This window comes from Acinetobacter thutiue (assembly GCF_030385805.1).
GTDB classification, from domain to species: Bacteria; Pseudomonadota; Gammaproteobacteria; order Pseudomonadales; family Moraxellaceae; genus Acinetobacter; species Acinetobacter corruptisaponis.
Map to the genome: position 1 here is coordinate 177,591 of NZ_JAUDZE010000005.1, position 13,312 is coordinate 190,902.

General features: G+C 43.0%; 8 protein-coding genes and 1 pseudogene. 6 read left to right on the forward strand and 3 right to left on the reverse strand.

Features of this window, described 5'->3' with window-relative positions:
• Positions 1-171: 171 nt before the first annotated feature.
• Genes QTA56_RS12405 through QTA56_RS12430 form a run of 6 tightly spaced genes read left to right on the forward strand, consistent with a single transcriptional unit; the run spans position 172 to position 6,392 of the window.
• Positions 172-3,015 (forward strand): monovalent cation/H+ antiporter subunit A, encoded by a 2,844-nt coding sequence (locus tag QTA56_RS12405; RefSeq protein ID WP_267981249.1) that lies wholly within the window; start codon positions 172-174, stop codon positions 3,013-3,015.
• Complete coding sequence (locus QTA56_RS12410; RefSeq protein ID WP_267981250.1) at positions 3,016-3,384, forward strand: Na+/H+ antiporter subunit C; 369 nt, start codon at positions 3,016-3,018, stop codon at positions 3,382-3,384.
• Complete coding sequence (locus tag QTA56_RS12415) at positions 3,384-5,195, forward strand: monovalent cation/H+ antiporter subunit D (protein WP_267981251.1); 1,812 nt, start codon at positions 3,384-3,386, stop codon at positions 5,193-5,195. The genes QTA56_RS12410 and QTA56_RS12415 overlap by 1 nt, the downstream gene beginning before the upstream one ends.
• A 1-nt stretch (position 5,196) precedes the next feature.
• The gene (locus tag QTA56_RS12420; protein ID WP_267981252.1) at positions 5,197-5,724 is read left to right on the forward strand and encodes a Na+/H+ antiporter subunit E; all 528 of its coding nucleotides are present in this window, start codon (positions 5,197-5,199) and stop codon (positions 5,722-5,724) included.
• Positions 5,721-5,996, forward strand: coding sequence for a monovalent cation/H+ antiporter subunit F (locus QTA56_RS12425; protein WP_267981253.1), 276 nt, complete (start codon positions 5,721-5,723; stop codon positions 5,994-5,996). Before QTA56_RS12420 ends, QTA56_RS12425 begins: the two co-directional genes overlap by 4 nt.
• 9 nt (positions 5,997-6,005) lie before the next feature.
• A complete protein-coding gene (locus QTA56_RS12430) occupies positions 6,006-6,392 on the forward strand; it encodes a Na+/H+ antiporter subunit G (protein ID WP_267981254.1) in 387 nt (128 codons plus the stop codon).
• A 109-nt stretch (positions 6,393-6,501) separates the two neighbouring features.
• Here the strand turns inward: QTA56_RS12430 and QTA56_RS12435 are convergent, their stop codons facing one another.
• The 3 genes and pseudogenes from QTA56_RS12435 to QTA56_RS12445 all read right to left on the reverse strand — a co-directional run.
• The gene (locus QTA56_RS12435) at positions 6,502-7,440 is read right to left on the reverse strand and encodes a 2OG-Fe(II) oxygenase (protein ID WP_267981255.1); all 939 of its coding nucleotides are present in this window, start codon (positions 7,438-7,440) and stop codon (positions 6,502-6,504) included.
• Positions 7,441-7,853: 413 nt separating this feature from the next.
• The gene (locus tag QTA56_RS12440; protein WP_289821553.1) at positions 7,854-13,250 is read right to left on the reverse strand and encodes an SPM autocatalytic domain-containing protein; all 5,397 of its coding nucleotides are present in this window, start codon (positions 13,248-13,250) and stop codon (positions 7,854-7,856) included.
• A pseudogene (locus tag QTA56_RS12445) lies at positions 13,202-13,312 on the reverse strand (IS982 family transposase); the annotation flags it as partial. The gene QTA56_RS12440 and the pseudogene QTA56_RS12445, both read right to left, overlap by 49 nt.

Consider the following 13,312-nt stretch of genomic DNA (forward strand, 5'->3'; position numbering starts at 1 on the left):
TTTTATAGTAAAATAAATCTCATTTTTTATTTTCAAGTTGCGCAATACAACTTGTGACTGTCCCTATTCACTTGATTGGGTTTCTGGATTTGAAGTTTTGGTATTCTCCTTGAGTGCCTGTGAATCCTGAAAGAAAGTTCATCCTTAGGTCTCCCGACCTAAATCATCAATATGGATACCAGTGTGCTACCGATTATTATCTTATTACCGCTCATACTCGGCACCACCCTTGTCTCACAACTGCAACGTATTTCACGGGGCGTGACGGCACTTGGGGCGATTGGCATCAGCCTGAGTTGTTTTATTTTACTTTTGACCCAGGCGGAAATGGTTCTTCAGGGCAATACCCTGCTACAAAGCTGGGATTGGCTGCCACAACTGGGCATCAACCTGAGTTTTCGTCTGGATGCACTCGGTTTATTGTTTGGCCTGCTGATTAGCGGTATCGGCACGCTCATTTATATTTATGCCTATTTCTATCTCAGTCCCAAAAACTCACTGAGTAAACTGTATTTGTTGCTGATGCTGTTTATGGCGGCCATGCTGGGCATCTCGCTTTCGAACAACCTGATCATCCTATTGGTGTTTTGGGAGCTGACCAGTATCTCCTCTTTCCTGTTGGTCGGTTACTGGAGCCAGTATGACGCAGCGCAGCGTGGCGCACGTATGGCCCTGACCCTTACAGGTATGGGCGGCCTTGCCATGCTAGGGGGCTTTGTGCTGCTTGGGCAAATCACAGGAACGTATGAAATTGACCAACTGGTATTGATGAAAGATGCCATCCAACAGCATCAACTGTTTGTACCCACCCTATTACTGATTTTGCTGGGTGCATTTACCAAAAGTGCGCAATTCCCATTCCACTTTTGGCTACCCAATGCAATGGCTGCACCCACCCCAGTTTCAGCCTATCTGCACTCTGCAACGATGGTAAAAGCGGGGATTTTCCTGCTGGCACGTTTAGCCCCAATTTTTATTGGTGCCGCGTTGTACCACAACATTGTCACCTTTGTTGGTCTGTTTACGCTGTGTATGGCAGCAGGTTTTGCCATTTTTAAAGAAGATTTAAAAGGCTTATTGGCTTACTCCACCATCAGCCATTTGGGCCTGATTGTGTGCCTGCTCGGAATTGGTTCCCCGCTTGCAGTTGCGGCGGCCATTTTCCACATCATCAACCATGCCACCTTTAAGGCGGCACTCTTTATGATTGCAGGGATTATCGACCACGAAACAGGTACACGGGATTTACGCAAACTGAGTGGGATCTGGGCACTGCTTCCATTTACGGGAACCTTGACCATGATCACCGCCGCCTCCATGGCGGGCGTGCCACTGACCAATGGCTTTATTTCCAAGGAGATGTTCTTTACCGAATTGCTGGCAAACCTGTCAGGCCCAGTGATGGTGATCTCGGCCATTGTGGCAACCCTTGCAGGAATCTTTGCGGTCAGTTATTCGATTCGTTTGGTGCATGGCGTATTTTTTGATGGCCCACTGGGTAAACAGGTGCCAAACAAGGATGCCCATGAACCACCACTTGGTATGCGACTGCCTGCAATTATCCTTGCGACTTTATGTATCCTGGTGGGTATTTTCCCTGCCCTGCTTGCGGGCACGCTAGTCAACAGTGTCACCAGGGCCAGCCTGATGCAGCCAAATTTTGAGGGTGTCCATCTTGCCATCTGGCATGGTTTTAATGCCCCTTTAGTCATGAGCCTAATTGCACTGGTCGGTGGAACGCTGTTCTATTTTGCCCTAGCCAAACAGGGGCGACTGCGTAAAATCGACCTTGATCCCTTGTTTGGACGCCTACAGGGTCGAATTTTATTTGATTTATTCCTAAAACATTTGTTGCTCAACAGCCGCAAGATTAAGCAGGCGACTGAAAATGGCTCTTTGCAAAGCTACCTGCTCTGGATTGTGCTGTTTAGCATCGTCATGGTTGGCTTGCCACTGTTCAACCAAGGCTTAACCACAGGTACACGCGAACTGACCCATGCACCATGGGTGGCGATTGTACTGTGGCTCACCCTGTTCTCTGGCTGCTGGATGATGCTCTGGTTCCACCATGAGCGTATCAAGGCCGTGCTGATTAGTGGTGCAGTGGGTCTGGTGGTCACCATGGTATTCATTACCCTGTCAGCGCCTGACCTTGCCCTGACCCAAATCACGGTTGATGTAGTCACCACGGTTTTATTGCTGATGAGTTTGTCACTGTTGCCACAACTCACCCCTTATGAATCCAGCCGCTCACGGCGCTGGCGCGATGCCAGTCTGGCCATTGCAGGCGGTGTGGGAATTGGCTGGATTAGTTGGCTGATTTTAACCCGTGACCATAATTCAATTTCATGGTTCTTTATGCAACAGTCGATTCCTCTGGGTGGCGGTTCCAATGTGGTCAATGTCATCCTTGTGGATTTCCGTGGTTTCGATACTTTCGGTGAAATTACCGTTTTAGGCATTGCCGCCATTGGTGCACTCTGTTTGATGGATGGTATGCGAGCGCATGGCACCACCATGACCCAGGGCCTGACCTATCGCTTCAATCCATCCCCGTTGATGCTGCGTATCACGGCTTCATGGGTATTGCCACTTGCGCTGGTGGTTAGCACTTACATCTTCATGCGTGGACACAACTACCCAGGCGGTGGCTTTATCGCGGGACTGATTACCGCGATGGCACTGATCATCCAATATATTGTGGTGGGTCAGGAACAGGCTGAGCGCATGATTGGAGCTCGGTCTGGTCGTCTCTATGAAATCTGGATTGGTTCAGGATTGACCATTGCAGGATTGACAGGTATCGCGGCATGGTTCTGGTCACGCCCATTCCTGACCAGCGCGCACATTTATGTGGAACCACCCTTACTGGGCAAAATGCATCTTGCCTCCGCCGCATCCTTTGATCTAGGGGTATATATCACGGTCGTCGGGGCGACCATGTTGTTGATCTCAGTGCTGGGAGATTCACGTCATTCCAGCATGTCGGGCCCTATTCCCAATGGAGACGAATAAATGATCAGCCTTGAATTTTTATTGGCTTCGGCAATTGGTCTACTCACCGCCACAGGGATTTACCTCATCCTGCGCGCCAGAACCTTTCCCGTGGTGCTTGGCCTTGCCATGATTGGCTATGCCGTAAACCTGTTCCTGTTTGCGATGGGACGTTTACAGGTCAATGCCCCTGCTATTTTGACGGAAACCACCAAAGTCACCGACCCATTGCCACAGGCACTGGTCCTGACTGCAATCGTGATTGGGTTTGCCACCACTGCATTTGTTATACAACTGGCACTGCGCAGCCGTTATGAATCGGGAAATGATCATGTCGATTCCAAAGAGGACCCGACCCTGACCTATGACCCACGTGAGGATGAGCCATAATGTTTGACTTGAATACTTTTTGGCATACCCACACTCCAATCATCAGTATCTTGATTCCAGCATTGACCAGCTTTCTGCTGTTGTTGCTGGGTAACCCTGGTGCAGGTTCATTAAAGCAGGACTGGCGACAACCCTGGCGACGTGGCATCAGCCTCACCTCCGCGATTCTGGGTCTGCTGACTGCCATCAGTTACCTGATGATTGCCAGTACAGGACAGATTAGTGTTTACCAGCTTAGTGAATGGTCAGCCCCGTTTGGTATTGTGCTGGTACTGGATCGCTTATCGGCATTTATGCTGGTGTTGACCTATGCGCTGGCCATTCCTGTGATCTGGTATGCCAGCGATAACTGGGACACCCGAGGACGCTATTTCCACACCATGTTCCACTTCCTACTCATGGGGGTATGTGGCGCATTCCTGACAGGTGACCTGTTTAACCTGTTTGTATTCTTTGAAATCCTGTTGATGGCTTCCTATGTACTGTTGTTGCATGGTCAGGGCCGTCCTAGATTTCAGTTGGGTATCCATTACGTCACCATCAACCTGCTGGCTTCCGCCCTGTTCCTGATTGGTCTGGGCATGATCTATGGCAGCGTTGGCAGCCTGAATATGGCAGATGTGGGCCGTATCCTGCCAACACTGGACAATGACCAGCACAAGTTGGCGATTGCAGGCGGCTTACTGCTGTTTGTGGTGTTTGGCATCAAGGCTGCAATGCTGCCTGTCGGGTTCTGGCTGCCAAAAACCTATGCGGTTGCCAGCACACCTGTTGCCGCCATCTTCACCATCATGACCAAGGTTGGGATTTACGCCATTCTGCGTGTCAATGGCACAGTGTTTGACGATGTCATGGCACAAAGCATTTTTAAGAACACACTATTGTTGATTGGCCTGGTCACTTCGATTTATGGGGTGATTGGTGCAATTGGTGCAGAACGGCTGCGCCGTTTTGTCGGCTTTATGGTGCTGTCATCTGTGGGTACATTGCTGATCGCGATTGCCATGTTCAACACGCAGGCATGGTCGGCAGGTCTGTATTATCTGGTGCATAGCACCCTGATTGCCGCTGTATTCTATCTGTTCTGTGGCTGGATCACCGCCCAACGCGGCACGTTCAAGGATCACCTGAAAGTTGCACCCAAAATCAAGAATGAAAAGGCAGCGGCACTGACCTATTTCCTGATTGCAATGATGATGGCAGGTTTACCACCTTTTAGTGGCTTTCTGGGTAAGGTCTTTATTTTACAGGCCACCGCTGAAACAGCGTATCAGGGCTGGATTATCGCCATTATCCTGATCGTTAGCCTATTGAGTATTCTGGCATTGACCCGTGTGGGTTTCATTCTGTTCTGGCGTGCCAGTCCACCCGAAATTGACCCGAATGAAGCAGCCTATCAAACGTATCAGGGATTGCCAGCCTATGCACCCAACCGTAATGACACAGCCATTTATATCATTTTGGCAGGGCTGATAGGCTATGTCGTGTTTGCATCTCCAATCCAGACCTATACGGTATTGACCGCACAGCAAATCCAAAATCATGCACTCTATAATCAAGCTATTCTAAAAACGGATGCACAGGGCCGCGTGATCAGCGTGCAACCTTATGATCCAACCTACCTACCCGAAACAAAATATGGTGGCGAAGTTGAAGATCATAATGCCTTGTTGATTCCCGATGTTATTTCCAAAGCAACTCTACAGGGTGAGCATATCTCAGAATACAAGCAGCGCCAGATTGCCGAACAAGTGCTGGATACACCGACAGTTCCAAATTCAACCCAGTTAAAGCCAATGGAGGAACACTGACATGCAAAAAATAAGCTTGCTTGACCGTTGGTTCCCCCACCCCTTTGTGTCATTTCTGGTATTTTTGAGCTGGCTGATGCTATCGCACAGTGTGGACCCGACTGACATTTTAATGGCGCTGTTACTGGCCATTGTCATTCCCCGTCTGGTACGTCCCTTTATTGCTAGAACACCCCACATTCACTGGCTACCTGCGATCAGACTGGTGTTTGTGGTGCTGTGGGATATCATCGTTTCAAATTTTCGTGTTGCCAAGCTGGTGCTGGGTCCGCTGGATCATCTGCACCCAAAATGGTATCGCGTGCCACTGGAAACTGAACATGAACAGGTCAACACCTTGCTGGCGATGATCATTACCACCACCCCTGGGACCGTTTCAGCAGGGATTGATCAGGAACGGGGGGATATCCTCGTTCACGCACTCAGTACAGATGATACCGAACTGGATATTCAGGATATTAAAAAGCGCTATGAAATGCCTTTGATTGAAATCTTTGATGTAAAGCTGAACAAGGGAGCAAGCAAATGACGATTTTACCGTATGCACTGGGTATTGGTTTAATTGCCATTACCATCTCCATGTTCCTTTGTCTCATCCGACTGATTATTGGCCCGTCTGTGATTGACCGTCTGCTCGCATTGGATACCCTGTTCCTCAATGCCACCTGTTTGGTTGTAGTCCTGGGCATTTACTGGGTCAGTAGCAACATGTTTGAGGGAGCCTTACTGGTTGCAATGCTTGGCTTTGTATCCACAGCAGCGCTTGCCCGTTACTTCACCACTGGACATGTGATTGACTAGGAGACCGCTATGCCTTTGATTTTTGAATTGATTGTTTCATTCTTTGTGGTATTTGGCGCTTTCTTTATGCTGGTCGGATCAATCGGCATGATCCGTTTGCCCGATCTGTTTATGCGCCTGCATGCACCAACGAAATCCAGTACGCTGGGGCTGGGAAGCTTTCTGATTGCGGCCATGATTTTTTCCGCAACTCAGGGGCGCTTTGGTTTTGCCGAATTGCTGATTACCCTGTTTGCCTTTATCACCGCACCCGTTTCCGCCAACCTGATGGCACAGGCAGCGATTCACTTACGCCTGCGCTCAACCAGTGGCGATGTGCCAGAGGCTTTAAACCGCCCACTGCCTTGGCAACGTTACCGTCGCCTCCCGACAGAGGACAAAAAAGACCAACTTTAAGTTGGTCTTTTTTTACTGAATTGAAATCTGTGGCAACATTTTATTAGTAGATCAAACTTTGATTATTGATCAAATCCTGTAAATACAGTTGGTCATCAACAGTATCATTTCAACGTTTAGATTTTGAACCTCTTTTCTTATTTTTCAGTTTTTTTGAATCGATGGGTTGTGTTTTAGTCGGTTCAATTTCAAAAGCTCGCTCACGTAACCATTTTGTTGCAATATACTTTGTACCATCGATCACAGGCATTCCTGCATGTAACGTATTCTGGTCTGGCCTACCCAAAATATCAATATTGGTGAAAAGCAATGCTGCACCTTTTTTCGGTTTAAACTCCAAACCAAGATTTGGGAATTTTGTACTCCCCCCAGCCTCAACATCTGACAAATAAAGAATAAAAGTCGCCACACGCTGACCACCATAAGATAAACTCTTAACTCCCCCAGGACTATTTGAGCTAAAAAAATCTACGTGGGGCCTATATTCACCTGTTTGTTGATATCGCAAAATTTGTAGGTATTCCCCATGAGTAGCAGGCCAGTTCACCAATGTGGCAATACGCTGTTCAATCGTGGCAATCAATGGGTTTTGACCATGTAAATAACACATTGAATCACTTTTTCTATGAGATCCAATCTCATTGGAAGCAGTTTCATCATTTAATATAAGAGCCCGTTCGAATTCTCCACTCTGTTCAGAAAGATGGATCAACTCATCGCACTCCGCCTCACTGAGCATATCTTCAAAATAACACATACCTGGTCGTTCAAGGTACGTGACCAAACGAATTCTTTGCTCCTGAATATCAAAAAAATTCTTTTTTACATCAATTAAATAAGATAAATTAAAATCTGCCATTTTAAAATCACCCAATTCTTCATCGGTGATTTTCAAGCCATTCGCAAGCAAGATTTTTCCAAGTTCTTCTGGAGATTTATCTTCAGCTTCTAAATGGTCAAGCAACCAATTCTTCCACTTTATAGGTAAAGCCTCTACCCAATTAGGTAAACGTTCATCTGTATTTTGCACTGAATTTTCCTTATTCATACCTACTATATTCCAAACCGCAATCCTTCATATTTTAACTATAGCTTAGACAATTGTCTCATAGACCACAACAGAATCATTTTACTTTAAGCTCCACGCCAAAACTTTAGATTTTTTTAAAAGTACTTTCTTGGTTGATAAATAATCGCTTTATAATAACTCACATATGTAATGCAATGTAATCCCTAATGAAAACAATACAAAATATGGAGGGGTACATATATTTTTGGAGAATACTATTTATTTTTTGATTTAAGTATATAGAAAACTGACTCAACATAAAAAGAGTAAATAAAATAGCTTGCAAACTAACAAACTCTAATTATTTATTCTAAGTAAAGTTTGTCATGATTTGAGACCAACTTAAAGTTGGTCTCTTTTTTTACTGAATTGAAATCAGTGGGAATAATGTATTAATAGATCAGACTTTGATTATTGATCAAATCCTGTAAATACAGTTGCTCACTTTGATTGGTCATCACCAGTACATCCTTATATGCCTGATTCGACTGGCCACGAACACTCAGCGTATTGGTTTTTGCATCCGTATCATAAATAATCTCGATATAGCTGGAAAGATTGGAACTGGTTGCATGACTGTCCAATATTTGCGACAAATCAATCTGGTCTTCTGCCATATCAAAGTCAGTTACATAATCCACAGCAGTTTCACCTGAAGCATTGAGCAACAATTCAAGAATATCATTGCCCTCGTTTAAGATGAATAATTCACTCACTGCCGCATCACTACTCAGCACGTTATCACCTGAATCACCCATTACAATACTGGTGACTTCATCCTCAGCATTGACAGGACGATCCACACCAAACACCTGATAAATCTGCTGTGAGGAAATACTGCCACCTGTTTCGAAATTGAAAGATTCGACCTCATGCGCACCACCAAGGAAGAAGTCTTTTACTGTAACCTTGTTGCTATTGCTGCCATTCACCTTAAGGATCAGGTCATCACCTGATTTGGTCAAATAACTTCCCACCTGATTAAAGGTAATACCATTTTTAAAGATGACCTTGTCATTGCCTGAATGTTCAGTAATGGTTAAAGCACCTGTGGTGTAGTTATATACAGTGTCACCTGCAACCTCACTGGAACCCTGATTTCCGCTACCTGTAGATGGCAATGTTAAACCAAACGCTCCAAAAACCTGCTCTGCCGTTAAATTACCACCCGTCTCGAATTCAAAGTTTTCAACCAGATAATTTCCTGCCAGGAAGAAGTTTTTCACTGTGACCTTATTGGTGCTGCTACCATTCACCTTAAGAATAAGATCGTCACCTGATTTAGACAGATAGTTACCCACCTGGCTAAAGCTAATGCCATTTTTAAAGATGACCTTATCATTGCCCGACTGTTCAGTAATGGTCAATTCGCCAGAGCTATAATTATAGGTTGTATCTCCCACGGGATTTGGTGGCGTTGGGGCTGTTCCTGATGGAATTGTCAGGCCGAATGCACCAAAGATTTGTTCAGCTGTCAGTTGTCCACCTGTTTCAAACTGCAAGGTTTCAACCAGATACTGGCCTGCCTTAAAGAAGTTCTTGATGGTGACTTTATTGGTATTGCTACCATTTACTTTCAGGATCAGGTCATCCCCTGATTTGGTCAGATAATTACCCACCTGACTAAAGGTAATGCCATTCTTAAATAGAACTGTATCATTACCCGTTGTATAGGCTCTTAAAACATCAGCTTCTGCTGTTCCCAATAAAACCAAGGTTTTCACAGTTTCAACATTCAGTGTAGTACTGTCTGAGAACTGGATTTGGTCAATTCGATAATACCCCAGCGCATCCGACTGGAAATAGTTCTGTACCGTGATGCTGTTTTCACCATTCAGGGTACGAATCACCAAGTCATCGTTATTGCGTCGGAATGTGAAGTCACTTTGGATTAAACCCTCTGTAAACTGGATAATATCCTGACGATTTTGGCCTGAGTCATAGTTGTTAATAATGTCATGACCAAAATTAGCAGCAAAGATATAGGTATCGTTTCCTGTACCACCCTCTAGATAGTCATTGCCTGTACCACCGTTTAATGTATCATTACCTGCGTAAGCATAGATTACATCATTACCTTCCAAGCCCTGAATATGATCTGATATATAGGCATGTCCATGTAATTGATCAATCTGATTCGTTCCCATAAGTTCGACAATAATTTTACTGGCTATTTCATATTTATTCCAAATTGTTCCATTGTCAAACTCGAGGGAAAAATTACTATTAAAGAAATTTTTTATAATTAGCTTATTATCAAGTCCATAATTAATCTGTATGTCATTCTTATTATCAGGTGCAAAATCTATTAAAATCTCTTCTTGCAAGATATTATTTAACTTAATCAGATTTGAACCATTTCCATCAATAATCGTATCTTGCCCTGAATCCACATTTAAAACATAAATATCATCCCCACTACCACCTTGGAGTAAATCACTTCCTTGTCCGCCCTCCAAGATATCATCACCTGCCCCTCCCTCTAGGATATCGTCACCAATTCCACCTCTTAGCTCATCATTCCCATCGCCACCATACAATCTATCCAGGCCATCACCACCATATAATTGATCCGCACCTATATTGCCATGAATCACATCATCGCCAGCTTCACCAGAAATCGTATTACCCGTCGTATAAGCTCTTAAAATATCAGCTTTTTCTGTTCCAATTAAGACCAGTGCTTTCACTGCTTCAATATCTAATATGACCCCATCCGAAAATTGAATTTGATCAACACGATATTGTCCCAAAGCATCTGACTGAAAGTATGATTGCACTCGAATGCTATTTGCACTATCTAATGTACTAATGATAAGGTCATCATTATTGCGTCGGTAGGTAAAGTCACTTTGTACAAAACTATCTGTAAATTGAATAATATCTTGGCGGTCTTGAGTAGCATCATGATTATTAATAATGTCATGACCAAAGTTAGCGGCAAAAATATAGGTATCATTTCCTATACCACCATACAGATAATCTCCATCTGCCCCTCCAATCAATATATCGTTACCCGCTCCGCCATAAAGCTGGTCAATATCAGCACCACCTTCTAAGCGGTCATTACCAGAATCTCCATAAAGTATGTCTTCACCAGTTCCACCATATAGACCATCATCTCCCTCTCCGCCATAAAGCTCATCGTGTCCTCCTAATCCTAATAGTTGGTCATTGCCTTTATTTCCATACACCAAGTCTTTTCCCTGACCGCCATTTAAAATATCATCTCCATCCAGTAAAAATATTGGACTATTCGCCTTACTTTCAGTAATCGAAATCTCATCAGCTTCAGTCGTTCCGAAAATATTTTCATTAGTATTCAGATATTTTTTAACGAGATCATAATCTTCCTGACTTAAATTACTTTCTAAAGCTTGGTCTAATGTTTGTTTAAATGTATTAAATATTTTTGAATTATATGGATCTATTCCCTCTAAAATAGGATACATATCTTTCACAAATTTGAGTGTGTTTTCAGATATTGATTCCATCGTAACAGTGTTAATAATATATTGATTTAATTTTGTGAAATCGGCAGTCCATTGCCCATTTCCTTGATCAATAAATTCAATTTTATAGAATAAATGTGCACTATGGCTTTGCTGCATCAGCATTGTATAAACATATTTAAAATTTTGTTGATAGACTTGTTCTATACCAACAAACTCAGCTTGACTGACTGTAGCAGCAGCTTGATTACCTAATAGTTTTTCTAATGCTCGTACATGTTGAGCATTAATATTTACTCCCAGACTATCTGATTGTATTTGTGTTACGCCAGTCCATTGAAGAATAATTTGTTCGACCAAGTCTAGGCGAGCTTGATTATCTTCAAATTGTGCAACAAATTCCTTGACCAATTCTTTTAATTTACCTGTTGTATCCAATTGCATCGCATGGTGTAAAGAATAAACATTACCAAAACCTGCTAATTCTGGTAACAGTTGTATATCTTCATCAATTGGGATTTCTGCGCCATTATGAATCACCACAGGAACACTATCTTGTCGATCTGTATCAAACCAAAGTGTATTGGTTATGCCTGTAGTCTCATCTAAATATGTGAATATACTATTTTCACGATGCTCAACATTATTCTCATCAACGGTAGAATGTGATTCATAATTGAGATTAATTGATTTTATATTTAACTCTTGTAATGATTTTAATTCGTTGCTTTCCGATACCCCATTGCTATTAATATCTTGCCAAACACGGAGTTGATGATAAATTTCATCGGCTTCCGAAATTTCACCATCGTGATTATCATCCAATTCTTGTAACGCGATATAACCATTGCCTGCAAGACTACCATCAGCCAGAAATGTTTCTGTTCCAAATAACTCAGCACCACCGTCTATTTTACCATTACCATTTCGATCCAGTACCAAGAGTCCATCTTGTGGAGCAATCCATGATGTTTTTTCAGCAAAATTACTATTATCTAAATCAAAGTAAACCCCAGGATTTTTGCTAAGGGTTGAAATTTTGCCATCATTATCCAGATCCAGACTAAGGGGATCTCTTGGCGGAGGTGGTGGATTTGGGACTCTAGGTGTAGGAGGTTGCGGTGCTGGTGGTGCTGGCTGGTTTGGTATAACTAAACCCAAGTCACCACTTTTCCAAAACCACACATGATATTGATGTTCAAAGTGATTTGCACTTTGAATAATTAAATGATATTGACGACTATCATTCTGAAGCGGGTTATATAAATCTTTAAATGTTTCATCTGAACCTTCATAATCTAATACAAGGCGAGTTTTTTCATATCGGGTAATAGTATATTGCTGATTGGTACTTAGCCATGTGTTATAACCAACCTTTTGACCAACTTGAAGTTTATAACTATCTGCTAAAAATTGCTGCCCCATCAATGTGAACATTGTATCCATACGGATTTCACCCACTCCGTCTAGATCATAAATATGGTCAACCCAACTCCAACCTTGGCTTATTTTATTTTCTCCAACTGTATAGTTATAAGTATCGTAGCCTATGTCCCCCATCAGGACATCGCCACCTTTGCCTCCAGACAAAGTATCATTACCTGTTCCACCCGCTAGTACATCATGATCGTCACCACCATACAGTTTATCGTCCCCCTCACCACCGAACAGCACATCATTTCCACGATTTCCATATAATTCATCATTATCTTGACCACCAAACAAGGTATCTTCACCATCTTCACCGAAAAGCTGATCGTCACCTGCATACCCATGAGCAGTATTTTTTGTACCTATGTCATCGCCATCAGGAAAACCAAAGAATGTTTTATTTGGATCGGTCGAACCTGTATAAATGATATCATTACCATGACTACCGTAGAGCGTGTCATTACCTCCACCACCATACAATATATTCTCTTCTAAATCTAATTCATTATTCATACCATCTACGGCATATAATACGTCATCCCCAGCTGCACCATATAATGTATCTGCACCTAAACCACCAAATAATATATTAGAATATTTATCTGAGTCATCAAACTCTATTTCACCAGCGATAAGTATATCATTACCTTTCCCACCAATTAAAATATCACCCCCATCACCACCTACTAATCTATTACTACTATTATCCAATAAATCTAATTTATTATTTTCTGTTTTTTTGTTTGCATACATAATGTCAGAACCATCCCCACCATAGAGTTCATCAGCACCTATTCCACCATACAAAATATCATTATTGCTGCCTCCATAAAGTTTATCTATAACCCGAATCTTGTTTAAGCCGATATTTCCATAATACGAATCATCGGCTTGTTTTGATGACATATTTGATAAGCACATAAAGATGCATAAATACCAGCTAAATAGCCTGCAACACTTCTCGCTCT

Bases quoted from the DNA above. Each gene is read 5' to 3' on its own strand.
- QTA56_RS12410 (WP_267981250.1), top strand. From the start codon at position 3,016: ATGATCAGCCTTGAATTTTTATTGGCTTCGGCAATTGGTCTACTCACC.
- QTA56_RS12420 (WP_267981252.1), top strand. From the start codon at position 5,197: ATGCAAAAAATAAGCTTGCTTGACCGTTGGTTCCCCCACCCCTTTGTG.
- QTA56_RS12430 (WP_267981254.1), top strand. From the start codon at position 6,006: ATGCCTTTGATTTTTGAATTGATTGTTTCATTCTTTGTGGTATTTGGC.
- QTA56_RS12415 (WP_267981251.1), top strand. From the start codon at position 3,384: ATGTTTGACTTGAATACTTTTTGGCATACCCACACTCCAATCATCAGT.
- QTA56_RS12440 (WP_289821553.1), bottom strand. From the start codon at position 13,250: ATGTCATCAAAACAAGCCGATGATTCGTATTATGGAAATATCGGCTTA.
- QTA56_RS12405 (WP_267981249.1), top strand. From the start codon at position 172: ATGGATACCAGTGTGCTACCGATTATTATCTTATTACCGCTCATACTC.
- QTA56_RS12435 (WP_267981255.1), bottom strand. From the start codon at position 7,440: ATGAATAAGGAAAATTCAGTGCAAAATACAGATGAACGTTTACCTAAT.
- QTA56_RS12425 (WP_267981253.1), top strand. From the start codon at position 5,721: ATGACGATTTTACCGTATGCACTGGGTATTGGTTTAATTGCCATTACC.